Raw genomic sequence first — 23540 nt, 5'->3', positions numbered from 1 at the left:
AGGACTCTCGCAGCAGTAGGGATCGGCAGGCCTCAGGCCGGCAGCGGGTTTTCCGGCTGGCGCAGGGACAGGCCCAGCAGGGCCCGACGGCGCAACCAGCCGCTGGGGCGATAACGCGGGTCGCCCGTGAGGGCGTGCAGGCGCTCGAGGATCTGCAGCAGGCGCTCGGGGCCCAGTTGGTCGCCCCACTCCAGCGGCCCCAGCGGATAGCCGAGGCCCAGGCGTACCGCGGCGTCGATATCGGCCACCGAGGCGATGCCCTGCTGGGCAATGTCACAGGCCAGGTTGACGATGGACGCCAGGGTGCGCTGGACGATGAAGCCGCAGCTGTCGCGGATCAGCGTCACCGTGCCGCCGTCGGCGCTGAACAGCGCGTGGGCGGCGTGCTGCATGTCTTCACGGGTCGCAGGGTTGAGCATCAGGCAGCGCTGGCTGTCGAGCGCGGTCAGGGTGTCGATCGCCACAGTGCGCGACGGGTCCATGGCATGACGCAGGGCCGCTTCGCTGGCGTCATCGCCCAGTGGCGCCACCAGGCACAAGGCCGAGGTGGAAGGCCGCAGGCCGTTCTCGACCCGGGCCCCCAGGCGTTCGAGCAGGTCCAGCAGACGCAGCCGGCCGACCTCGTCGTCGGCGGCGATCCACACCGGCGGCAGCACCGCGCAAGAGGGCACGGCCTGTGGCGGGCGCCGCGTATCGCCTGGCTCGTCGTAGAGGTAGAAGCCCTGCCCGCTCTTGCGCCCCAGGTGCCCACCCGCCAGCATCAGCCGCAGCACGGGGTGAGGCCGATAACGCGGCTCCTCATAGAACTGCCGGTAGACCGACTCCATCACCGGCACGCTGACATCCAGACCGATCAGGTCGAGCAGCTCGAACGGCCCCATGGCGAAACCGGCGCTGTCGCGCAGCAGCGCATCGATCCGCCATGCAGGGGCCACGCCCTCGCTGAGGATGCGCAACGCCTCGGTGCCAAAGGCCCGCCCGGCATGATTGACGATAAAGCCGGGAGAATCCTTGGCCCGCGCCGGGTAGTAGCCGATGGCGCGGACCAGCTCCTGCAAGCGCGCGCCGACGCGGGTGGCAAGGCCGTCGATCACCTCGACAATGCGCATCCGCGGCACCGGATTAAAGAAGTGCAGCCCGGCGACGCGTTCCGGATAGCGGCACACCGAGGCAATCGCGGTGATCGACAGCGACGAGGTATTGCTCGCCAGGATCGCGTCCGGTGCCAGCACCTCCTCCAGTTGCCGAAACAGCTGCTGCTTGGCCGCCAGGTCCTCGACTATCGCCTCGATCACCAGTTGGCAGTCACGCAGCGCGTCCAGGCTGTCGACCACTTCCAGATTGAGCATGGCCGCCGCGGCGTCCTGCGGGGTGATGCGGGCCTTCTCGATCTGCTGGGCAAAGATCGTCGCCAGTTGCTCCCGGGCCATGCCCGCGGCACCCGGGCGCGCATCGAACAAAAATACCTTGAGCCCGGCCATGGCCATGACCTGGGCGATGCCCCGGCCCATGGCGCCGGTGCCGACCAGGCCGATGCGTTGCAATGGTTGTGTGGTCATTTCCCCTGGTACTCCGGTTTGCGTTTCTCAAGAAAGGCCTGCATGCCTTCGCGTTGGTCATGGGAGCCGAACAGCAGCTGGAAAGCCTTGCGCTCCAGCACCAACGCCTGCTCCAACGGCAGGTCCATGCCGGCCAGCACCACCTCCTTGATCTGCGCCACGGCCAGCGGCGGCATGCCGGCGATGCTGGCGGCCAGGGCCAGGGCCCGCGGCAGGGTCTCGCTGTCCGCCACCACCTCGCTGACCAGGCCCAGGCGCAGCGCCTCGTCGGCCGGGACCTGGCAACCGGTGAGCAGCAGGCGCAGCGCCTGGAACTTGCCGATGGCGCGCAGCAGGCGCTGGGTGCCGCCCGCCCCGGGCATCACCCCGACCTTGATTTCCGGCTGGGCAAAACGCGCCGAGTGGCCGGCGACGATCAGGTCGCAATGCATCGCCAGCTCGCAGCCACCGCCCAGGGCGTAGCCGTTGACCGCGGCGATGACCGGCTTGCGGCACGCCGAGATGGCTTGCCAGTGGCGCTCGGCATACCGGGCATAGAGCTGCAGCGCGCTGGCGTTCACCAGCTCGCTGAGGTCGGCGCCGGCGGCAAACACCGTATCGCCGCCAGTGAGTACCACGACCCGGGTATCCGGGCAGGTGTCCAGGCGGCGAAAGTGCTCGGCCAGCTCCTCGCGCAGCGCCATGTTCAGCGCGTTGAGCGCCTGCGGGCGGTTCAGCCGCAGCAGCGCCACGCCCGGTGCGGGGCGCTCCAGCAGGACCAGGGGTTGGGGGCTAACGGACTCGGGATTCATGGAGTCTCCTGATTCAGATAGGAACCTGAGAAGCGCGCCAGAGGCCCGGTCGGGACTCTGGGCGCAGCCCTTCACTCGCGGACGATGCCGTGCTCGAACAGGTTTTCGATCGTCTGGTTGTCGAGGCCCAGGTCTTCGAGAACCTCGCGGGTATTCGCGCCCAATGCCGGCGGAGCACTGCGATAGCTGGCCGGGGTCCGCGACAGCTTCACCGGCGAGCCGACGCCGCGGTAGTCGCCGATCTCCACCAACAGGCCGCGATGCCGGGTATGCGGGTGCGCGACCACCTTGTCGATCGAGGCAATCGAGCCGCAGGGCACGCCCAGGCGGATCAGCCGTTGCGCCAGGGCCGTGCCGTCGTGCTCGGCCAGGCGCGCCTCCAGCGCCTGCTTCAGCGCCTCGCGGTTGACCGAGCGACAGCCGTTGTCGGCGAAGCGCGGGTCGTCCAGCAAGGCGCCGGCGTCCAGCTGTTCGCACAACTTGGCGAACTGCCGGTCATTGCCGACCGCCAGGAAGATCGGCTCGGTGCCGGTGCGGTAACTGTCGTAGGGCGCGATATTCGGATGGGCGTTGCCGGTGCGCTGCGGGGTCTTGCCAGCGGCGAAATAGTTGGCCAGATGCGGGTGCAGCAGGGACACGCCGCAGTCGTACAGGGTGATGTCGAGGGACTGCCCCAGGCCGCTGCGGTGGCGTTCGTTGAGCGCCAGGAGAATCCCCGCCAGGGCATTCAGCCCGGTGACCATATCGACGATCGGCAGGCCGATGCGCAGCGGGCCGCTGTCGGCTTCGCCGTTCACGCTCATCAGCCCCGCCATCGCCTGGATCACCGCGTCGTAGCCGGGCAACCCGCCCAGCGGGCCGTCACCGCCAAAACCGGAAACCGCGCAGTGGATCAGGGTCGGGAAACGCTGGCTCAGCACCTCGGCATAACCGATGCCCCAACGCTCCAGGGTGCCGGGCTTGAAGTTCTCCATCAGCACGTCGGCGTCTTCCAGCAGGCGCATCAGCAGCTGGATGCCCGCGGGTCGGGACAGGTCCACGGCGATCCCCTGTTTGTTGCGGTTCACGCCCCTGAAATACGAAGCGTCGGCGCCCTCGAAAGGCGGGCCCCAGCCGCGGGTCTCGTCACCGCTCAGGGGCTCCAGCTTGATCACTTCGGCGCCGTGGTCGGCCAAGGCCTGGGAGCAGTAGGGTCCACCCAGCACGCGGCTGAGGTCGATGACTTTAAGGCCGGCCAGGGCCCCTTTTGAATGGTTCATGGCAGTTCTCTGACAAAAATGGGCAAGGCCGTTCAGGCCGGCAACAGCTGCATCGCATCGGCTTTCGACAGCGCGCTCTCATTGGCCAGGAGCGTCAGCAGCTCAGGCTCAATCGATGCCTCCGGACGCAGCGGATCGCGGGGCAGCAGCTTGTGCTGGAGCAGCAGATGGGCCAGGGCCAGGCGCCGGTAATCGGGGGCCTGGCGGCTCGCTTCCCAGGCCATGAAGATCGCCGTGGCAGTGTGATAAAGGGCACTGCCGGCCAGGCGCACCTGGTCGTCGCGGCGCTCTTGCGCGACCTTTTCGATGGCCGCGACCGCACGTTGCAGGACCGTCTCGAACAGGCGCTGGCTGGCCGCCGGCAGGTCGGCCTCGGCGAGCAGGCCGGCGAGGTAGTGCCGCAGCGGCTCCAGGGCCTGCTCGCGGGTCACGGCGCGGGCGATGTCCAGCGCGACGATGTTGCTGGTGCCTTCCCAGATCGAGCCCAGGTGGGCATCGCGCACCAGCCGCGCATCGCTCCACTCCTCGATGTAGCCAACCCCGCCGCGTACTTCCATGGCGTCCCCGGTGACCCGGCGCGCATCGCGACAGGCGCGGAACTTGATCAGCGGGGTGAGGATGCGCACGCACTTGCGCGCCGCCTCGTCGCCGGCATCGGCCTTGGGCAGCAGCGTGGCGATCTGCATGAACATCGAACGGGCCTGCTCGGCGGGCAGCATCATTTTCAGCAGCTGGCGCTGCATCAACGGCATCTCGATCAGATGGCGGCCGAAGGCCCGGCGCTGGCGGGCGACATACAGCGCCTCGTTGACCCCGCGACGCATCAGCCCGGCGGCCCGCACCCCGTTGGACAGGCGCGACATGTTGATCATGTCGGCCATCTGCTGGAAGCCGCGGCCGACCTCACCGATCAGGTAGGCGGTGGCGCCGTCCAGGCTGATTTCACCGCTGGCCATGGAGCGGCTACCCAGCTTGTCCTTCAGGCGCAGGATCCGGTAGGCGTTGCGCGAGCCATCGGGGCGGACCTTCGGCAGCAGGAACAGGCTGACCCCCTTCATGCCTTCCGGCGCATCTTCCGGACGGGCCAGGACCATGGCCAGGTCGGCGTCCGGGTTGGAGCAGAACCACTTGTCGCCGAACAGCCGCCACTCGCCGTTCTCCAGGCGCGCGCGGGTTTCAGTGCGCGACACGTCGGAGCCGGCCGCCTGTTCGGTCATGAACATCGCGCCCTGGAACAAGCGGTCGAAATCCCGCGAGGCCAGGGACGGCAGGTAGCGCGCCACCAGCTCCGGCGAGCCGAACTTGCGCAAGGTACGGGTCAACGAGTCGGTCATGCTCACCGGGCAGCACAGGCCGAACTCGGCCTGCACGAAAAGGAAGGTCAGGGCGTACTTGACCAGCGGCAGCACCGGCTCGGCGCAATGACTCATGGAGGCCAGGCCCAGCTCGGCATAGGCGGCGCGCTCCAGGGCGATGAAATCCGGGTGCTTGTAAATGCTCTGCAGGTCTTCGCCACGGCGGGTGCGCGGCCGCAGTTGCGGCGGGTTCTTGTCCGCCGAGAGTGCCAGCACATCCAGCTCGCCACCGGCCCGCGCACCGAGCTGGCGCAGGCTCGGCAACCACTGGGCGTACAGTTGCGGCGCCAGGTAGACCTTGAGCAGGGCCGCCAGCCCGGCATCGCAATCGAACAGGTTCAGGCCTCGGCTATCGGGGATATTCAGGGTGTCTTGGGCGGGTTCAGGCAGGGCAGTCATGGCGTCTCTCCAGGCTCTTGTGCCCCGAGACTAGAGTCGCCATCGATAAGTATCTAATACAAAATCAATCCACTACGATAAGAAAACCAGATCGTAAAGCGAGGACGCCAGCATGGATCTCAAACAGCTTCGTTACTTCGTCGCGGTCGCCGAAGAACTGCATTTCGGCCGGGCCGCCACTCGCCTGTTCATCTCCCAGCCGGCCCTGAGCTTCGACATCAAGAAGCTCGAAAGCCAGCTGGACGTGCAGCTGCTGAGCCGCAACAACAAGTCGGTGAGCCTGACCAACGCCGGCCAGGTGCTGCTCGACGAAGCCCGCTACCTGCTGCTGCGGGCCGAGCAGGCGCGGCGCCTGACCCTGCGTTCGGCCCAGGGTTTCGTCGGCCGGCTGAGCATTGGCTTCGTCAACTCGATCCTGCACCGTGGCCTGCCGCAAGCGGTGAAGACCTTCGAGCAGGATCACCCGGACACCGAGATCGTGCTGATGGAGATGAACAGCGCCGAACAAGCCCAGGCGCTGCAGCGCGGGCAGATCGATATCGGCTTCGTGCACTGGAGCCACTTTCCCGAGAGCATCCGCGGCGAGCCGGTTCTCGCCGAGCCCTTCCTCTGCTGCCTGCCCCAAGGTCACCGGCTGGCGGACAAGGCGCGCATCGACCTGGCGCAGCTGGCCAACGATGACTTCATCCTGTTCCCACGCAATGTCTCGCCGCATTACCACGACCTGATCATCGCGCGCTGCGTGGCGGCCGGGTTCAGCCCGCGTATCCGCCACGAAACCCGGCTCTGGCAAACGGTGGTGGCGATGGTGGCGTATGAAATGGGCGTGGCCCTGGTGCCGCAGACCCTGGCGGGCACCTGGAAAGAGGGTGTGCATTACTGCGAAATCAGCGGCGACGGGGCGTTGTCCGAGGTCCACGCCATCCGTCATGCCGACAACCCGTCGGCCGCCGCGGAGAGTTTCCTGACTGTGCTCAAGGCCCTGCAAAAGCCCGTGGCACCGGGGCTTTGAGGGCTGTCGACCATACGAAATCCCGTATCACACAATAAGATTTAATCATTATTTTTTTCATTCCTGCCTGTATAGGCTCCGTGCCGTCGGACCTTGCAAGTACGTGATGCGCCCATTCGTGCAATGAGTATCCGGAGCCGTCGTCAGACGAACCTCCCGCGGCGCAAATAACAATAACAACATGCAGGAATTGAATATGAATGCCGCCCAGCACGCTGCCGCGCACAAGAAAGCCCGCAAGGCAGGAATCGCTTCGTTCATCGGCACCACCATCGAATGGTATGACTTCTACGCCTACGGAATCGCCGCCGCGCTGGTCTTCGGCAAGGTGTTCTTTCCCGCCGACTTGCCTGCGGGCACCGCCACCCTGCTGTCGTTTTTGACCCTCTGGGCCGGCTTCATCGCCCGCCCCATCGGCGGCATCATCTTCGGCCACCTGGGCGACAAGATCGGGCGCAAGACCACCCTGGTGATCACCCTGATCATGATGGGCGTGGCCACCACCTGCATCGGCCTGCTGCCGACCTACCTGCAGATCGGTATCTGGGCGCCGATTGCCCTGGTGGTGCTGCGCATCATCCAGGGCATCGCGGTGGGCGGCGAATGGGGCGGCGCCATCCTCATCGCCAGCGAAAGCGCGCCCAAGGGCAAAGGCATTCTGTATGCGGCCTTCGCCCAGCAGGGCTCGCCGGCTGGCAACCTGCTGGCGACCCTGGTGTTCTTCGGCCTCAGCGCCCTGCCCGCGCCGGACTTTTTGCTGTGGGGCTGGCGCATTCCGTTCCTGCTCTCGGCGGCACTGGTCCTGGTGGGCATGGTGATTCGCCTCAAGCTCGAAGAATCGGACGACATGAAGCGCCTGATCCAGCAGAAAAAGACCGTCAAGCTGCCGATCCTGGAGGTCCTGCGCAAACACTGGCAGATCGTGCTGCTGGGGGCCGGCGTGCTGCCGATCATCCATGTCACCTACTTCAAGAGCACCTTTGCCCTGTCCTGGGCCACCAAGGAGCTGGGCTACAGCCAGAGCACCTTTCTCAGCGTGATCGTCATCGCCCTGGTGGTGCAGTTCATCACCCAGCCCCTGGGCGCGGTGCTGGTTTCCAGGATGGACATGCGCAAGGCCGTGGTGCTGATGCTGCTGCCGGAGTTCTTCCTGATGCCGGCGATGTTCTTCGCCGTGGAAACCGGCGTCTACTGGATCGCCGTGCTCGGCATGTGCCTGGCCACCGTGCCGCACTCGATGTTCTATGGCGCCGTCGGCGGCATCCTGGCCCGCGCCTTTCCGACCAGGGTGCGCTACAGCGGCCTGTCGATTTCCTACCAGCTCTGTTCCTTGCTGGTGGGCGGCGCCACGCCGGTCCTGGCCCAGGGCATTCTCAACAACACCGGGAGCATTCTCGGCGTGGCCATCGCCTCCGCTGGCTATGCCCTGGTGTCCCTGGTGTGCATGCTCCTGCTGCTCAAGCGCATCGGCCACAACGCCGCCGACCTGTCCACCGCCGAGCAGGCGGACGCCGACGAACTGGCCCGGGAACCCCGCGCCACGCTACCGGACGAGGAGCCGATCGCGACGCAGCAGGGTATCGACAAGGACCCACATCCCGCCCACTGAGACGCTATCCGCCGCACACTTCCAGGCCCGCCAGCACGCGGGCCTTTTTGCGTGCGCGGCGAATTCTGGACCGGCGCGCGGCTAGCCATTCTTTAGCGCAGCCTCGGATAAATCGCACTATATTGGTGCATCAAGCTGCACCTGCACCCATCCGCAGCCCATTTTGGTTCGAAAGTACCCAGCGCAGCCGGCAAAGCGCTGCGAAACAGAACTTTAAACGTCTGTTTCAGGGCTCGAGCGCTTCTTTTCGGAGCCTTGGTTTGGTTTTTGCATTTTCTCGATACCAGCGCCTTGTTCGCGCGCGCAATCCTGGGCCGGCCCGGGATTGCCTTGTTTCAAAAGAGGTCAACATTTACCCATGACCATCAGCGATCAACTACACCGCTTGCTACTCGACAACCTGACCACCGCGACCATCCTGCTCAACGCCGACCTGCGCCTTGAGTACATGAACCCGGCGGCGGAGATGTTGTTGGCCATCAGTGGCCAGCGCAGCCATGGGCAATTCATCAGCGAACTGTTCACCGAGTCGGCCGAAGCCCTGAGCTCCCTGCGCCAGGCGGTGGAACAGGCGCACCCGTTCACCAAGCGCGAAGCCATGCTCACCGCGCTGACCGGCCAGACCCTGACCGTGGACTACGCGGTGACGCCGATCCTGAGCAATGGCGACACCCTGCTGTTGCTGGAAGTCCACCCCCGTGACCGCCTGCTGCGGATCACCAAGGAAGAGGCCCAGCTGTCCAAGCAGGAAACCAGCAAGATGCTGGTGCGCGGCCTGGCCCACGAGATCAAGAACCCCCTCGGCGGGATTCGCGGCGCCGCCCAGTTGCTGGCCCGCGAACTGCCGGACGAGAACCTCAAGGACTACACCAACGTCATCATCGAAGAGGCCGACCGCCTGCGGAACCTGGTGGACCGCATGCTCGGCTCCAACAAGCTGCCGTCGCTGGCGATGTGCAACGTGCACGAAGTGCTGGAGCGCGTGAGCAGCCTGGTGGAAGCCGAAAGCCAGGGCTGCATCACCCTGGTGCGCGACTATGACCCGAGCATTCCCGATGTACTGATCGACCGCGAACAGATGATCCAGGCGGTGCTCAACATCGTGCGCAACGCCATGCAGGCCATCAGCAGCCAGAACGAGCTGCGTCTGGGCCGCATCAGCCTGCGCACCCGCACCATGCGCCAGTTCACCATCGGCCACGTGCGCCACCGCCTGGTGACCAAGATCGAGATCATCGACAACGGCCCGGGGATCCCCGCGGAACTCCAGGAAACCATCTTCTTCCCCATGGTCAGCGGCCGTCCGGACGGTACCGGGCTGGGCCTGGCCATTACCCAGAACATCATCAGCCAGCACCAGGGCCTGATCGAGTGTGACAGCCATCCCGGCCACACCACGTTCTCGATCTTTCTGCCACTGGAACAAGGAGCCCCATCGACATGAGCCGTAGTGAAACCGTGTGGATCGTCGATGACGACCGTTCTATCCGTTGGGTTCTGGAGAAAGCCTTGCAACAGGAAGGCATGACCACCCAGAGCTTCGATAGCGCCGATGGTGTGATGAGTCGCCTGGCCCGCCAGCAACCGGACGTGATCATTTCCGACATCCGCATGCCCGGCGCCAGTGGCCTGGACCTGCTGGCGCGGATCCGCGAGCAGCACCCGCGCCTGCCGGTGATCATCATGACCGCGCACTCCGACCTGGACAGCGCTGTCGCCTCCTATCAGGGCGGCGCCTTCGAGTACCTGCCCAAGCCGTTCGATGTCGACGAAGCGGTGTCCCTGGTCAAGCGCGCCAACCAGCACGCCCAGGAGCAGCAGGGCCTGGAAGTGATCCCCGCACTGGCCCGCACCCCGGAAATCATCGGTGAAGCGCCGGCGATGCAGGAGGTGTTCCGCGCCATCGGTCGCCTCAGCCACTCCAACATCACCGTGCTGATCAACGGTGAGTCCGGTACCGGTAAAGAGCTGGTGGCCCACGCCCTGCACCGCCACAGCCCGCGGGCGGCTTCGCCGTTCATCGCCCTGAACATGGCGGCGATCCCCAAGGACCTGATGGAATCCGAGCTGTTCGGCCATGAAAAAGGCGCCTTCACCGGCGCGGCCAACCTGCGGCGCGGGCGCTTCGAACAGGCCGACGGCGGCACCCTGTTCCTCGACGAGATCGGCGACATGCCGGCCGACACCCAGACCCGCCTGCTGCGGGTGCTGGCCGACGGCGAGTTCTACCGGGTCGGCGGGCATACGCCGGTCAAGGTCGACGTGCGCATCATTGCCGCGACCCACCAGAACCTGGAAACCCTGGTGCACGCCGGCAAGTTCCGCGAGGACCTGTTCCACCGCCTGAACGTGATCCGCATCCATATCCCGCGCCTGTCGGACCGTCGCGAAGACATTCCGACCCTGGCCAAGCACTTCCTCAGCCGCGCCGCCCAGGAGCTGGCCGTCGAGCCCAAGCTGCTGAAAAGCGAGACCGAGGAATACCTGAAGAACCTGCCGTGGCCCGGCAACGTGCGCCAGCTGGAGAACACCTGCCGCTGGATCACCGTGATGGCTTCGGGTCGCGAGGTGCATATCAGCGACCTGCCGCCGGAACTGCTGAGCCTGCCCCAGGATTCGGCGCCGGTGACCAACTGGGAGCAGGCCCTGCGCCAGTGGGCCGACCAGGCCCTGGCACGCGGCCAGTCGAGCCTGCTGGACAGCGCGGTGCCGAGCTTCGAGCGGATCATGATCGAGACTGCCCTCAAGCACACCGCCGGCCGCCGCCGCGACGCCGCCGTGCTGCTGGGCTGGGGCCGCAACACCCTGACGCGCAAGATCAAGGAGTTGGGGATGAAGGTCGACGGCGGGGATGACGACGACAGCGACGAGGGCTGAGCCGCGTAACCCCCTGTAGCCGCTGCCGCAGGCTGCGATAAGGCCGAAGGCCTTCAGCGATCTTGAGATCCTGCGCGCCCTTCGGTCGCGATCGCAGCCTTCGGCAGCGGCTACAGTGCAAGGCATTCGGGCTGTGCCGAATGACAGATCCAATCGCGGGCAAGCCTCGCTCCTATAGATGAAGGGGTTCTGTAGGAGCGAGGCTTGCCCGCGAAGCTTTTTGTGCACCGCAATGGTGAGCCTGCACTGCCCGAATGCGCGGCTGGACGTGGGATTTCCCGGTGGGTGATCTCGATTTTTCTCGCAAAAACATCTCCACACAACGGCGAAAGCCCCGTAAACCGGGGCTTTCAGATTTTCTTGAAAATTCGCTTAACCGTTTAAGCCGAAATTGGCACGCCCCCTGCAAAGACAAGATCATGAGTGCAGTCACTCACCCATTTTGGGGACCTTGGTACAGGCAGGCCGAGAATCCCCTTCTTTACACCCGGAACCCATACCGCTCGCAGCGACGGGTTCCACCCGGTTTGGGGAACCCTGGTACAGGCAGGCCAGGGATTCCCTCTTTAACACCCGGGCTCATCACGCTCACAGCGACGAGCCCCCACCCGTTTCGGGAACCTTGGTACAGGCAGGCCGGGGATTCCCTCTTTACACCGGGCCCAGCGCAATCAGCGCGGCCCTCACGCTTTTGGGGACCTTGGTACAGGCAGGCCGGGAATCCCCTCTTTTATTCCTCGCGCAGCTGGACTTCCAGGCGCCAGCGCCCGTCGACCTCGCTGCCCGACCACTCGGCGTGCAGCGCTCTTGCTGCGACCACGTTCAGCAGCAACCCTTCCTCAGCCGCCCGCACCCGCCAGTTGGCATCCTTGTCGTTGATCTTCAACTGGCCCTTTTGCGCCCGCCCCTCGGCCTCGAACAACAGCGCCACGGCCCCGTCGATGTGCTCGCCATGGACCTTGGGCTCGTTGTTGAACCACACCACCAGGGCATTGGGCTGGGCCTGCACTTCCTGCAGCTCGGTGGGGTCCGGGGTGGTGAGGCGACCGATCATCAATCCGACCATCACGCCAAAGATCGCCAGCGAGCCGAATACCCGCAGCATTAGCTTCGGCCGGACGTCCGCTTCAGGCGTAGAATGCGGCCTGTCTTTTTCTTCGGAGCCGTGCATGTTTCACGTCATCCTTTTTCAACCAGAAATTCCGCCGAATACCGGCAACGTAATCAGGCTGTGCGCCAATAGCGGCTGCCACCTGCATTTGATCGAACCGCTGGGTTTCGAAATGGACGACAAGCGCCTGCGCCGGGCCGGCCTCGACTACCACGAGTACGCCACCCTGCAGCGCCATGCCGACCTCGCCAGCTGTCTTGAAAGCCTAGGCCATCCGCGCCTGTTCGCCTTCACCACCAAGGGCTCGCGACCTTTCCACGACGCCAGCTTCGCCGAGGGCGATGCCTTCCTGTTCGGCCCGGAAAGCCGTGGCCTGCCCGCCGAGGTACTGGACGCCCTGCCCGCCGAACAACGCCTGCGCCTGCCCATGCGCGAAGGCTGCCGCAGCCTGAACCTGTCCAACACCGTGGCGGTGGCTGTCTACGAAGCCTGGCGCCAGCTGGGGTTCAAATAAGCCCCCCACCTCTGCACGACTCCTTGTAGCCGCTGCCGCAGGCTGCGATAAGGCCGAAGGCCTTCAGCGTGCTCAAGACCTGGCGCCCCCTTCGGAGGCGATCGCAGCCTTCGGCAGCGGCTACAGGTTTGGCGCCGCTCTCGGCGTCAACCTCGAAACCTTGGGCCCGAACATGAAAAAAGCGCCTGAAACGGCGCTTTTTTCATGGAACCCGGCAGCTTATTGAACGGTGCCTTCACCGGCTGCCTGCAGGCGTTGCAGCTCTTGCGCGTACAGCGCGTCGAAGTTCACCGGAGCCAGCATCAGGGCCGGGAACGAACCGCGGGTCACCAGGCTGTCCAGCGCTTCGCGAGCGTACGGGAACAGGATGTTCGGGCAGAACGCACCCAGGGTGTGGCTCATCGAAGCGTCGTCCAGGTTCTTGATCAGGAAGATACCGGCCTGTTGCACTTCGGCGATGAACGCCACTTCGTCGCCGTTCTTCACGGTGACCGACAGGGTCAGCACGACTTCGTGGAAACCCTCTTCCAGCGCCTTCTGACGGGTGTTCAGGTCCAGGCCGACGCTCGGCTCCCACTGCTGGCGGAAGATCGCCGGGCTTTTCGGAGCTTCGAAAGACAGGTCACGCACATAGATACGCTGCAGCGAGAATTGCGGTGCGGATTCGTCTTCGGTCGCAGCGGTGTTCTGTTGGTCAGTCATCTCAGATCCTTCTTGATCTCGGGGTCATGTAGGGTTTGCTGAACTTGGGTGGTCAGTCAGGCCGCGAGCAGCGCGTCGAGCTTGCCGGCGCGCTCCAGGGCGAACAGATCGTCACAACCGCCCACATGGGTGCTGCCGATCCAGATCTGCGGCACGGACGTGCGCCCGGCCTTCTGGGCCATTTCGGCACGAACCTGCGGCTTGCCGTCGACCTTGATCTCTTCGAAGGCTACGCCTTTGTTCTCGAGCAGGTACTTGGCCCGCGAGCAGTAGGGGCAGTAATCGCTGGAATAGACGACGACAGTAGCCATATCACTTCACCAGCGGCAGGTTGTCGGCTTTCCAGCTGCCAACGCCGCCGGACAGCTTGGCGGCGGTGAAGCCGGACTTCATCAGCTCGCGAGCGTGGGTGCCGGCGTGCTGACCCAGGGCGTCGACCAGAATGATGGTCTTGGCCTTGTGCTTTTCCAGCTCGCCCACGCGGGCGGCCAGTTTGTCTTGAGGGATGTTCAACGCGCCGACGATATGGCCCGCGGCGAAGTCCTTGGTCGGACGGATATCGATCACCACGCCCTGCTCGCTGTTCACCAGCGCGGTCAGTTCACGGGTGCTGAGGCTGCGGCCGCCGCGGCTCAACTCGTGAGCGATCAACAGAGCCAGCAAGATGACGAAGGCGCCGACGAGCAAGTAGTGTTCAGTGGCGAATTGAATCAGGTGAGCAACCATCAAGGAGGTTCCAGGGCGTTAAAATGTCGGCCAGTATACACAGCCCTCCGGGTCGGCCAAACCCCGCCCGGCGGTGACGCCACCGGAACTTCGCTTTAAACTGCCACTCCCTTTTTCCAACATTCTCCCAATCCAGCCACGAGTGGAATCTATGACTACCACGCCTAAACCTTTGGTCCTGATGATTCTGGATGGCTTCGGTCACAGCGAGAGCCACGAATCCAACGCTATCTATGCAGCCAAGAAGCCGGTCCTCGACCGCCTGTGCGCCAGCGTGCCGAACGGCCTGATCTCGGGTTCGGGCATGGATGTCGGCCTGCCGGACGGCCAGATGGGCAACTCCGAAGTCGGCCACATGAACCTCGGTGCCGGCCGCGTGGTGTACCAGGATTTCACCCGTGTCACCAAAGCCATCCGCGATGGCGAGTTCTTCGAGAATCCGACCATTTGCGCCGCCGTGGATAAAGCCGTGGCCGCCGGCAAGGCCGTGCATATCCTCGGCCTGCTGTCCGATGGCGGCGTGCACAGCCACCAGGACCATCTGGTGGCCATGGCCGAACTGGCCTTCAAGCGTGGCGCCGAGAAGATCTACCTGCACGCCTTCCTCGACGGCCGCGATACTCCGCCGAAAAGCGCCACCTCGTCGATCGAGCTGCTGGATGAAACCTTCAAGACCCTGGGCAAGGGCCGCATCGCCAGCCTGATCGGCCGCTACTTCGCCATGGACCGCGACAACCGCTGGGACCGCGTGGCCCAGGCCTACAACCTGGTCGTCGACGGCAAGGGCGAATTCAACGCCGCCACCGCCCAGGAAGGTCTGCAGGCCGCCTACGAGCGTGGTGAGAGCGACGAATTCGTCAAGGCCACCACCCTCGGCGAGCCGGTGAAAGTCGAGGACGGCGACGCCGTGGTGTTCATGAACTTCCGCGCCGACCGCGCCCGCGAGCTGAGCCGGGTGTTCGTCGAGGACGGTTTCAAGGAATTCGAGCGCGCCCGCCAGCCGAAACTGGCCGGTTTCGTCATGCTGACCCAATACGCGGCAAGCATTCCGGCCCCTTCGGCCTTTGCCCCGGGCAGCCTGGAAAACGTGCTGGGCGATTACCTGGCGAAAAACGGCAAGACCCAGCTGCGCATCGCCGAAACCGAAAAATACGCCCACGTGACCTTCTTCTTCTCCGGTGGCCGCGAAGAGCCGTTCCCGGGCGAAGAACGCATCCTGATTCCGTCGCCGAAAGTCGCCACCTATGACCTGCAGCCGGAGATGAGCGCGCCGGAAGTCACCGACCGGATCGTCGACGCCATCGAAAACCAGCGCTACGACGTGATCGTGGTCAACTACGCCAACGGCGACATGGTCGGCCACAGCGGCGTGTTCGACGCCGCGGTCAAGGCCGTCGAATGCCTGGACCTGTGCGTCGGCCGCATCGTCGATGCCCTGGAAAAGGTCGGCGGCGAAGCCCTGATCACCGCCGACCACGGCAACGTCGAGCAGATGTCCGACGCCTCCACCGGCCAGGCCCACACCGCCCACACCAGCGAGCCGGTGCCGTTCATCTATGTGGGCAAGCGCGACCTGAAAGTCCGTGAAGGCGGAGTCCTGGCCGACGTGGCGCCGACCATGCTGAAACTGCTGGGCCTGCCGCAGCCCGCGGAAATGACTGGCACTTCGATACTGGTCTGATATCAAAAAGACCGAATAATGGGCCGCAAACGGCTTTTTATGACGAACGCCTCAAAGCAGTTGGCTTTGAGGCGTTTTTTTTGCAGCGAGGGGCGGGCATACTAGGCCGTCCCTTTCCCTGGTGTCGCCCGCCTCTATGCTTCGCGCCCTGATTACCCTTGCTCTGATCTGCCTGCTCCAACCGGCCTTCGCCGACGAGCGCGCGCAAACCCAACAGCAGTTGGACGCCACGCGTCAGGATATTGCCGAGCTGAAAAAGCTGCTGGGCAAGCTGCAGGAAGAAAAATCCGGCGTGCAGAAAGACCTGCGCGGCACCGAAACCGAGATGGGCAAGCTGGAAAAGCAGGTCGATGCCCTGCAGAAAGAGCTGAAGAAAAGCGAATCCGAGCTGCAGCGTCTCGATGAGGAGAAAAAAAAACTCCAGAGCGCGCGCATTGAACAGCAACGACTGATCGCCATCCAGGCCCGTGCGGCCTACCAGAACGGCCGCCAGGAGTATCTCAAGCTGCTGCTCAACCAGCAGAACCCGGAAAAATTCGCCCGCACCCTGACTTATTACGATTACCTGAGCCAGGCCCGCCTGGAGCAGCTGAAGAATTTCAACGAGACCCTGCGCCAGCTGGCCAATGTCGAAAAGGAAATCTCCCTGCAGCAAGCCCAGCTGCTGGTGCAGAAAAGCAGCCTCGACACCCAGCGTGAAGAACTCGACAAGGTCCGCAAGGAACGCCAGGTGGCCCTGGCCAAGCTCAATGATGACGTGAAGGCCCGTGGCGACAAGCTCAAGGCCCGCGAACAGGACCAGGCCGATCTGGGCAAGGTCCTGAAAACCATCGAGGAAACCCTGGCCCGCCAGGCCCGCGAGGCGGAAGAAGCGCGACAGAAAGCGCTGATCGCCCAGCAGGAAGCCGAAAAAAAGCGTTTGCGTGAGGCCCAGGCCAGTGCCGACGAGAGCCCGAGCAAGCCGCCCCGAGCGACGCCCGGCCCCTTGGTTTCCAGCGCAGGCGCCTCCTATGGAGGCCCTTTTGCTTCATCCCGGGGAAAACTTCCATGGCCGGTTGATGGTCGACTGCTGGCGCGCTTCGGCGAAAGCCGCGGCGACGATGCTCGGACCAAGTGGGACGGGGTGATGATCAGCGCCTCGGCCGGCAGCCAGGTGCATGCCGTCCATGGCGGCCGTGTAGTGTTCGCCGACTGGTTGCGCGGCGCCGGCCTGCTGGTGATCCTCGACCATGGCAACGGCTACTTGAGCCTCTACGGACACAACCAGACGCTGCTTAAAGAAGCGGGCGATATCGTCAAGGCCGGCGAGTCCATCTCCACTGTCGGTAGCAGTGGCGGACAGGGCGCGCCTGCACTGTACTTCGCTATTCGCCAGCAGGGTCGCCCAAGCGACCCGGCACAATGGTGCCGCGCGCAAGGATAAGCGCGCCATCTCATTCAGGAGTTCGTTCGACATGCTGCATTTGTCCCGCCTCACCTCGCTGGCCCTGACGATCGCTCTGGTGATCGGTGCGCCCCTGGCGTTCGCCGCCGAAACCGCTCAGTCGGCAGCCGCCACGACCACCAAGGCGCCATTGCCGCTCGAAGAGCTGCGCACCTTCGCCGAGGTCATGGACCGGATCAAGGCCGCCTATGTCGAACCCGTCGACGACAAGACCCTGCTGGAAAACGCCATCAAGGGCATGCTCAGCAACCTCGACCCGCACTCGGCCTACCTCGGCCCTGAAGACTTCGCCGAGCTGCAGGAAAGCACCAGCGGCGAGTTCGGCGGCCTGGGCATCGAAGTCGGCGCCGAGGACGGCATCATCAAGGTGGTGTCGCCGATCGACGACACTCCGGCGTCCAAGGCCGGCATCCAGGCCGGCGACCTGATCGTCAAGATCAACGGCCAGCCGACCCGCGGCCAGAGCATGACCGAAGCCGTGGACAAGATGCGCGGCAAGATCGGCCAGAAGATCACCCTGACCCTGGTACGCGACGGCGGTGCACCGTTCGACGTGACCCTGGCCCGCGCCACCATCCAGGTGAAGAGCGTGAAGAGCCAGCTGCTGGAGTCGGGCTATGGCTACATCCGCATCACTCAGTTCCAGGTCAAGACCGGCGAGGAAGTCTCCAAGGCCCTGGCCAAGCTGCGCAAGGACAATGGCAAGAAACTCAACGGCATCATCCTCGATTTGCGCAACAACCCGGGCGGCGTGCTGCAATCGGCGGTGGAAGTGGTCGACCACTTCATCACCAAGGGCCTGATCGTCTACACCAAGGGCCGCATCGCCAACTCCGAGCTGCGCTTCTCCGCCACCGGCAAGGACGAAAGCGAAGCGGTGCCGATGGTGGTGCTGATCAACGGTGGCAGCGCCTCGGCTTCGGAGATCGTCGCCGGCGCCCTGCAGGACCAGAAACGCGCGGTGCTGATGGGCACCACCAGCTTCGGCAAGGGCTCGGTGCAAACCGTGCTGCCGCTGAACAACGACCGCGCGCTGAAGATCACCACCGCGCTGTACTTCACGCCGAACGGCCGTTCGATCCAGGCCCAGGGCATCGTGCCGGACATCGAGGTGCGCCGCGCCAAGATCACCAGCGAAGCGCAGGACAACGAGTACTTCAAGGAAGCCGACCTGCAAGGTCACCTGGGCAATGGCAACGGCGGCGCCGACAAGCCGACCGCTTCCGGCAGCAAGCCCAAGCCGATGCCACAGGACGACGACTACCAGCTGGCCCAGGCCCTCAGCCTGCTCAAGGGCCTGAGCATCACCCGCAGCAAGTGATGGAAGCCATCGCGAGCAAGCCCGCCGCCTCCTCTGCAGGAGCGAAGCTTGCTCGCGATAGCGCCCTGATGACCGCCACACCCCGCCAAGGCTTTACCCGAACCCTATGCTTCAAACTTCCATGATCACTCACCGCCAACCCCTCCCACGGTTGTCGTGGAGGCTCATGATCGGGCTTCTGTGCCTCCTCGCCTTCACCTCGCTCCAGGCCGCCGAGCCCGCCCCGCGCAAGGCCTACCTGAGCCTGATCATCGACGACCTCGGGCAGAACCTGCCCCGCGATCGCCGCGTACTCGCCCTGCCCGGCCCGGTGACCACGGCGATCATGCCCGACACGCCCCACGCCGCCGAGTTCGCCCGCGAAGCCCATCGCGCCGGCAAGATCGTCATCCTGCACATGCCCATGGACCCGGCCACCGGGCCCTTCGCCTGGCACCCCGAGCTGCCCATCGAAGAGCTGGAAAAGCGCCTCAACGCCGCCTTCAAGGCCGTGCCCTACACCAGCGGCATCAACAACCACATGGGCAGCCGCATGACCTCCCAGTCCCAGGCCATGGCCTGGCTGATGGGCGAGTTGCAGCGCCGCCACAAGTTCTTTGTCGACAGCCGCACCAGCGCCAAGACCGTGGCCGCCGCCGAGGCGCAGAAGATCGGCCTGGCCAGCGTGTCCCGCGATGTGTTCCTCGACGATGAACGCACCGAAGACGCCATCAGCCATCAGTTGCAGACCGCGATCAACCTGGCGCGCAAACAGGGTTCGGCGGTGGTGATCGGCCATCCCTACCCGCAGACCCTGGCCGTGCTCGAACGCGAACTGCCCAGGCTCAAGGCCCAGGGCATCGACTGGATCGATATCAAGTTGATGATCAGCGTGCGCAGCAACAAGGCCATGGCCGGGCACGGCAAGGACGGGGTCTATCGGTGAAGCAGCTGCAAGCCTCAAGCTGCAAGCTTCAAGTCACTTGCAGCTCCAAGCTTGCAGCTTGCGGCTGCCCTTCTACAGATAACGCCCCATGATTTCTTCCACCACGCCTTCCTCGCGCAGTTGATCCAGCGCGGCCTGCAGCCGGGCGACGGTCTCGTCCGGGACTTCTTTGTTCAGCGCCAGGTACAACTGGGCGCTGTGGAAGCGCAGCACAGTCTTGAGCCCGGTCACACCTTCCTGCCTGGCCAGATAGCGCCCGGCGGGGTCGCCGGTGGCCCATAGGTCGATCTGTCCGCCGACCAGCTTCCTGGCGTTGTCCTGGTCCCTCAGCACCACCAGCGGCTTGAGTCCTTGCTTGGCCAGGGTCTCGGCAATGGCGTCGCCCTTGTAGGCGCCAATCCGGTATTTGCGCGCCTGCTCCAGAGATTGCAGGGCGATCTTGCTATCGCCCCGGGCCAGCATGATCCAGTCATCCGGGCCGATGGGGCCGACCCATTTGAACAGCGGCTCCCGGTCCGGCAGCCGCGCCATGACAAACACGCCATACCCCGGCTGCTCCAGGGCGAGCTTGTAGATGCGCTCCCAGGGAAAACGCAGGGTCAGGCTGTAATTGATCCCGGCACGCTTGAACATTTCGCGGACGATATCCACGGCGATGCCGTTGATATTCTCGCCCTGGGCAAAGTTCTTGCCGTTCTTGGCCATGTTGTAGGGGGGGAAATTTTCCGTCAGCAGCACCAGGGAGGTGCCTGGCGTTTGCGCTGCGCGAGCGCCTGCGGCGAAGAGGACCGAAGCGCTGACAAGAACAAGAAGAAGACGTTTGAACATGACGGGCTACCGGAATCCATGGCGTGCCCAAGAGTGCCGCGAGCCCGCCATGCTGTCCAGTGGCTACCGCACGACGATGCCGCGGTGCGCCATATAAGCCTTGGCTTCCGGAACCGTGTACTCGCCGAAGTGGAAGATGCTCGCCGCCAGTACCGCGCTGGCGTGGCCTTCGAGGATGCCGTCGGCCAGGTGCTGCAGGTTGCCGACCCCGCCCGAGGCGATCACCGGAATGCCCAGGGCATCGCTGATGGCGCGGGTCACACCCAGGTCGAAGCCGTTCTTCATGCCGTCCTGGTCCATGCTGGTCAGCAGGATCTCGCCGGCGCCCAGGCCTTCCATCTTCTTCGCCCACTCCACCGCGTCCAGCCCGGTAGGCTTGCGCCCACCGTGGGTGAAGATCTCCCAGCGCGGGGTTTCGCCCGGCCCGGAAACCTTCTTCGCATCGATGGCGACGACGATGCACTGCGAGCCGAAATGCTGCGCCGCTTCGCCGACGAACTCGGGGTTGAACACCGCCGCGGTGTTGATCGAGACCTTGTCCGCCCCGGCATTGAGCAGGTTGCGGATGTCCTGCACGGTGCGCACGCCACCGCCCACGGTCAGCGGGATGAACACCTGGCTGGCCATGCGCTCGACGGTATGCAGCGTGGTGTCGCGGCCATCAACGCTGGCGGTGATGTCGAGAAAGGTAATCTCGTCCGCGCCCTGCTCGTCGTAGCGACGGGCAATTTCCACCGGGTCGCCGGCATCGCGGATGTTCTCGAACTTGACGCCCTTGACCACCCGGCCGTTGTCGACATCGAGGCAGGGAATTATGCGTTTGGCTAAAGCCATGGTTAATCCTCGAGTTGCAAGCTTCAAGCTTCAAGCTGCAAGAAAGAGCGGATCGCGTTCACGCTCCTGACTTGCAGCTTGCAGCTTACGACTTGGAGCTGGCCGCGTAGCCATCACAAAATGCTTGAGCCTCTGCCACATCCAGCGTGCCCTCATAAATCGCGCGGCCGGTGATGGCGCCAATGATCCCCGGAGCCTTGGCGTCCAGCAGGGCCTTGATGTCGCCCAGGTTGTGGATACCGCCGGAAGCGATCACCGGGATCTTGGTGGCAGCGGCCAGGGCGGCGGTGAAGGGTACGTTGCAGCCCTGCATCATGCCGTCTTTGGCGATGTCGGTATAAACGATGGCGGACACGCCGTCGGCTTCGAAGCGCTTGGCCAGGTCGATGACCTGCAAGCTGCTGACCTCGGCCCAGCCGTCGGTGGCGACGAAGCCGTCCTTGGCGTCCAGGCCGACGATCACCTTACCCGGGAAGGCGCGGCAGGCTTGCGCAACGAACTCCGGCTCTTTCACCGCCTTGGTGCCGATGATCACGTAGCTCACGCCAGCCTTGACGTAGTGCTCGATGGTTTCCAGCGAGCGGATGCCACCACCGATCTGGATCGGCAGGTTCGGGTAGCGCTTGGCGATGGCGGTGACCACTTCGCCGTTGACCGGCTGGCCTTCGAAGGCGCCGTTCAGGTCGACCAGATGCAGACGGCGGCAGCCGCCCTCCACCCACTTGGCAGCCATGCTCACCGGGTCATCGGAGAACACCGTGGAATCTTCCATGCGGCCCTGGCGCAGACGTACACAGGCACCGTCTTTAAGATCGATAGCGGGGATAATCAGCATGCTTTTTCCTTCGTCAAAAGAGCGGCAAGCTGCAAGCGACAAGCTGCAAGCATGCGGTGTACCAATTCTTGCAGCTTGAAGCTTGCGGCTTGCAGCTGCTCCTAATTTTTTTCGAGCGCCCACAGGTCGCTTTCGATGCTTTCGAACCGCTCTTTGAGCTGGGCCTGCACATCGAAAATCGCCCTGTTGTAATAGTGCGGAGCAATTTCGCGGGTAAAGAGTTCAAGAATCTCGGCCGCCTCGAACGAGCCCAGGTCGAGCTCGAAGCGATCTTCCATGAAGCGCTGGATCTTGTGATTGGCCTCACTCTCCTGCTCGGGGGTGAGGGTCAGGATCGGCGCCTTGGTCTTCTTGACCGCCATTTACCAGCGACCGTCCCACGCCGCGAAGTTCTGCAGCAATTGCAGGCCATGGGTATGGCTTTTCTCCGGGTGGAACTGCACGGCGAAGCGCGAGCCCTCGGCCAGTGCCGCGGCGAAATCGACCCCGTAGTGGCCGCTACCGACCACCTGCCGCGCGTTGCCGGCGGCGATGTAGTAGCTGTGCACGAAGTAGAAGCGCGCCAGGTCCGGGATGTTGTGCCACAGCGGGTGGCTCACCGCCTGTTTCACTTCGTTCCAGCCCATGTGCGGGACTTTCAGGTGCTCGCCGTCCTCATGCAGGCCCTTGCCGAAGAACTTCACCTGGCCGGGGAACAGGCCGATGCAGTCGACGCCGTCGTTCTCTTCACTGCGGTCGAGCAAGGCTTGCATGCCCACGCAGATACCGAGGAACGGACGGTCCTGGCTGACTTCACGCACCAGCGCGTCGAAGCCCAGGCGACGGATCTCCGCCATGCAGTCGCGAATCGCGCCGACGCCGGGGAAGACCACCCGGTCGGCTTCGCGAATCACATTGGCATCGCTGGTGATCAGCACCTTGCCGGCGCCAACATGCTCGAGGGCCTTGGCCACCGAGTGCAGGTTGCCCATGCCGTAATCGATAACCGCGACCGTCTGCATTACAGCACGCCCTTGGTCGAAGGCATCTGCCCGGCCATGCGGTCATCCAGCTCCACGGCCATGCGCAGCGCGCGGCCGAAAGCCTTGAACACGGTTTCGATCTGGTGGTGGGTGTTGTGCCCACGCAGGTTGTCGATGTGCAGGGTGACGTTGGCGTGGTTGACGAAGCCCTGGAAGAATTCCTGGAACAGGTCGACATCGAAGCCGCCCACGGTGGCGCGGGTGTAAGGCACGTGCATCTGCAGGCCAGGGCGGCCGGAGAAGTCGATCACCACGCGCGACAGCGCTTCATCGAGCGGCACGTAGGCGTGGCCGTAGCGACGGATGCCCTTCTTGTCGCCGATGGCTTTGGTGAAGGCCTGACCCAGGGTGATACCGACGTCTTCCACGGTGTGGTGGTCGTCGATATGCAGGTCGCCTTTGCTTTCGATATCCAGGTCGATCAGCCCGTGACGGGCGATCTGGTCCAGCATGTGCTCAAGGAAGGGAACCCCGATATCGAATCGGGCCTTTCCGGTGCCATCCAGGTTGATCGAGGCTTTGATCTGGGTTTCCAGAGTGTCGCGCTCGACGGACGCCTTACGTTCGGCCATCACCAGCTCCGCAAAATCATTGGGCGAAAAAGGCGAACATTATAGGCCGGACGGCGGCTAAACAGGAACACACAGGACAAGATCCTGACGGGCTGAAGCCAATAAAGCCGGGGCTGTACCTGTCATGACAAGCAATATGCAATCTGTAGCCGCTGCCGCGGGCT

At 64.3% G+C, this 23540-nt stretch carries 23 protein-coding genes; 9 read left to right on the top strand and 14 right to left on the bottom strand.

Annotation, left to right across the window (positions count from 1 at the left end; genetic code table 11):
• Positions 1-32: 32 nt before the first annotated feature.
• The 4 genes from CXQ81_RS04345 to CXQ81_RS04330 form a co-directional block, all read right to left on the bottom strand.
• Complete coding sequence (locus CXQ81_RS04345) at positions 33-1559, bottom strand: 3-hydroxyacyl-CoA dehydrogenase (protein WP_101336598.1); 1527 nt, start codon at positions 1557-1559, stop codon at positions 33-35.
• Positions 1556-2350 carry an enoyl-CoA hydratase gene (locus tag CXQ81_RS04340; protein ID WP_101336597.1) on the bottom strand — a complete coding sequence of 265 codons (795 nt, stop codon included), beginning with the start codon at positions 2348-2350 and terminating at the stop codon, positions 1556-1558. The genes CXQ81_RS04345 and CXQ81_RS04340 overlap by 4 nt, the downstream gene beginning before the upstream one ends.
• Positions 2351-2421: 71 nt before the next feature.
• The gene (locus CXQ81_RS04335) at positions 2422-3609 is read right to left on the bottom strand and encodes a CaiB/BaiF CoA-transferase family protein (protein ID WP_101336596.1); all 1188 of its coding nucleotides are present in this window, start codon (positions 3607-3609) and stop codon (positions 2422-2424) included.
• A 32-nt stretch (positions 3610-3641) separates the two neighbouring features.
• Positions 3642-5363: an acyl-CoA dehydrogenase family protein gene (locus CXQ81_RS04330; RefSeq protein WP_101336595.1), complete on the bottom strand. Its 1722-nt coding sequence runs from the start codon at positions 5361-5363 to the stop codon at positions 3642-3644.
• A gap of 112 nt (positions 5364-5475) precedes the next feature.
• On the opposite strand from CXQ81_RS04330, the gene CXQ81_RS04325 reads away from it, so the two are divergent.
• The 4 genes from CXQ81_RS04325 (at position 5476) to ntrC (ending at position 10861) form a co-directional block, all read left to right on the top strand.
• Complete coding sequence (locus tag CXQ81_RS04325; protein ID WP_053259315.1) at positions 5476-6375, top strand: LysR family transcriptional regulator; 900 nt, start codon at positions 5476-5478, stop codon at positions 6373-6375.
• A gap of 196 nt (positions 6376-6571) precedes the next feature.
• Positions 6572-7984 carry an MFS transporter gene (locus CXQ81_RS04320; RefSeq protein ID WP_101336594.1) on the top strand — a complete coding sequence of 471 codons (1413 nt, stop codon included), beginning with the start codon at positions 6572-6574 and terminating at the stop codon, positions 7982-7984.
• A 358-nt stretch (positions 7985-8342) separates the two neighbouring features.
• Positions 8343-9428: a nitrogen regulation protein NR(II) gene (gene glnL / locus CXQ81_RS04315; protein ID WP_009041766.1), complete on the top strand. Its 1086-nt coding sequence runs from the start codon at positions 8343-8345 to the stop codon at positions 9426-9428.
• Complete coding sequence (gene ntrC, locus CXQ81_RS04310; protein WP_007929941.1) at positions 9425-10861, top strand: nitrogen regulation protein NR(I); 1437 nt, start codon at positions 9425-9427, stop codon at positions 10859-10861. Before glnL ends, ntrC begins: the two co-directional genes overlap by 4 nt.
• Before the next feature lie 730 nt (positions 10862-11591).
• Here ntrC and CXQ81_RS04305 read toward each other — a convergent pair.
• On the bottom strand, positions 11592-12032 hold the full coding sequence (locus tag CXQ81_RS04305) for a hypothetical protein (protein ID WP_101336593.1): 441 nt from the start codon (positions 12030-12032) through the stop codon (positions 11592-11594).
• On the opposite strand from CXQ81_RS04305, the gene trmL reads away from it, so the two are divergent.
• Positions 12031-12486, top strand: coding sequence for a tRNA (uridine(34)/cytosine(34)/5-carboxymethylaminomethyluridine(34)-2'-O)-methyltransferase TrmL (gene trmL / locus CXQ81_RS04300; protein ID WP_007930832.1), 456 nt, complete (start codon positions 12031-12033; stop codon positions 12484-12486). The genes CXQ81_RS04305 and trmL overlap by 2 nt on opposite strands.
• A gap of 219 nt (positions 12487-12705) precedes the next feature.
• Here the strand turns inward: trmL and secB are convergent, their stop codons facing one another.
• From secB to CXQ81_RS04285, 3 genes are read right to left on the bottom strand one after another with little or no spacing between them, the layout of a single operon-like run.
• A complete protein-coding gene (gene secB / locus CXQ81_RS04295; protein ID WP_007930826.1) occupies positions 12706-13188 on the bottom strand; it encodes a protein-export chaperone SecB in 483 nt (160 codons plus the stop codon).
• Positions 13189-13244: 56 nt separating this feature from the next.
• A complete protein-coding gene (gene grxC / locus CXQ81_RS04290) occupies positions 13245-13499 on the bottom strand; it encodes a glutaredoxin 3 (protein WP_009041764.1) in 255 nt (84 codons plus the stop codon).
• Between the two features lies 1 nt (position 13500).
• Positions 13501-13914 (bottom strand): rhodanese-like domain-containing protein, encoded by a 414-nt coding sequence (locus CXQ81_RS04285; RefSeq protein WP_007930821.1) that lies wholly within the window; start codon positions 13912-13914, stop codon positions 13501-13503.
• A 151-nt stretch (positions 13915-14065) separates the two neighbouring features.
• Between CXQ81_RS04285 and gpmI the strand changes: the two genes are divergently transcribed.
• The 4 genes from gpmI to CXQ81_RS04265 all read left to right on the top strand — a co-directional run bounded on the left by gpmI (position 14066) and on the right by CXQ81_RS04265 (position 19285).
• A complete protein-coding gene (gene gpmI / locus CXQ81_RS04280; RefSeq protein WP_101336592.1) occupies positions 14066-15595 on the top strand; it encodes a 2,3-bisphosphoglycerate-independent phosphoglycerate mutase in 1530 nt (509 codons plus the stop codon).
• A gap of 136 nt (positions 15596-15731) precedes the next feature.
• Entirely contained in the window at positions 15732-17018 is a 1287-nt protein-coding gene (locus CXQ81_RS04275) for a murein hydrolase activator EnvC (RefSeq protein ID WP_053259311.1), read from the top strand.
• A 31-nt stretch (positions 17019-17049) separates the two neighbouring features.
• Complete coding sequence (locus CXQ81_RS04270; RefSeq protein WP_009041761.1) at positions 17050-18360, top strand: S41 family peptidase; 1311 nt, start codon at positions 17050-17052, stop codon at positions 18358-18360.
• A gap of 166 nt (positions 18361-18526) precedes the next feature.
• On the top strand, positions 18527-19285 hold the full coding sequence (locus tag CXQ81_RS04265) for a divergent polysaccharide deacetylase family protein (protein WP_101336591.1): 759 nt from the start codon (positions 18527-18529) through the stop codon (positions 19283-19285).
• Positions 19286-19357: 72 nt separating this feature from the next.
• Here CXQ81_RS04265 and CXQ81_RS04260 read toward each other — a convergent pair whose 3' ends face one another.
• The 6 genes from CXQ81_RS04260 to hisB all read right to left on the bottom strand — a co-directional run bounded on the left by CXQ81_RS04260 (position 19358) and on the right by hisB (position 23376).
• Positions 19358-20113, bottom strand: coding sequence for an ABC transporter substrate-binding protein (locus tag CXQ81_RS04260; protein ID WP_062823944.1), 756 nt, complete (start codon positions 20111-20113; stop codon positions 19358-19360).
• 63 nt (positions 20114-20176) lie between these two features.
• On the bottom strand, positions 20177-20947 hold the full coding sequence (gene hisF, locus CXQ81_RS04255; RefSeq protein WP_007921812.1) for an imidazole glycerol phosphate synthase subunit HisF: 771 nt from the start codon (positions 20945-20947) through the stop codon (positions 20177-20179).
• Between the two features lie 85 nt (positions 20948-21032).
• The gene (gene hisA / locus CXQ81_RS04250) at positions 21033-21782 is read right to left on the bottom strand and encodes a 1-(5-phosphoribosyl)-5-[(5-phosphoribosylamino)methylideneamino]imidazole-4-carboxamide isomerase (RefSeq protein WP_101336590.1); all 750 of its coding nucleotides are present in this window, start codon (positions 21780-21782) and stop codon (positions 21033-21035) included.
• 101 nt (positions 21783-21883) lie between these two features.
• Positions 21884-22144 (bottom strand): DUF2164 domain-containing protein, encoded by a 261-nt coding sequence (locus tag CXQ81_RS04245; RefSeq protein WP_097306028.1) that lies wholly within the window; start codon positions 22142-22144, stop codon positions 21884-21886.
• Entirely contained in the window at positions 22145-22783 is a 639-nt protein-coding gene (gene hisH, locus CXQ81_RS04240; protein ID WP_053259308.1) for an imidazole glycerol phosphate synthase subunit HisH, read from the bottom strand.
• A complete protein-coding gene (gene hisB / locus CXQ81_RS04235) occupies positions 22783-23376 on the bottom strand; it encodes an imidazoleglycerol-phosphate dehydratase HisB (RefSeq protein ID WP_007921806.1) in 594 nt (197 codons plus the stop codon). The genes hisH and hisB overlap by 1 nt, the downstream gene beginning before the upstream one ends.
• Between the last annotated feature and the right edge of the window lie 164 nt (positions 23377-23540).

The sequence above is a fragment of the Pseudomonas sp. 09C 129 genome (assembly GCF_002843625.1).
Taxonomy (GTDB): Bacteria; Pseudomonadota; Gammaproteobacteria; order Pseudomonadales; family Pseudomonadaceae; genus Aquipseudomonas; species Aquipseudomonas chlororaphis.
Note: the sequence above shows the minus strand (reverse complement) of the source record. Positions and strands in the feature narration are given on the sequence as shown.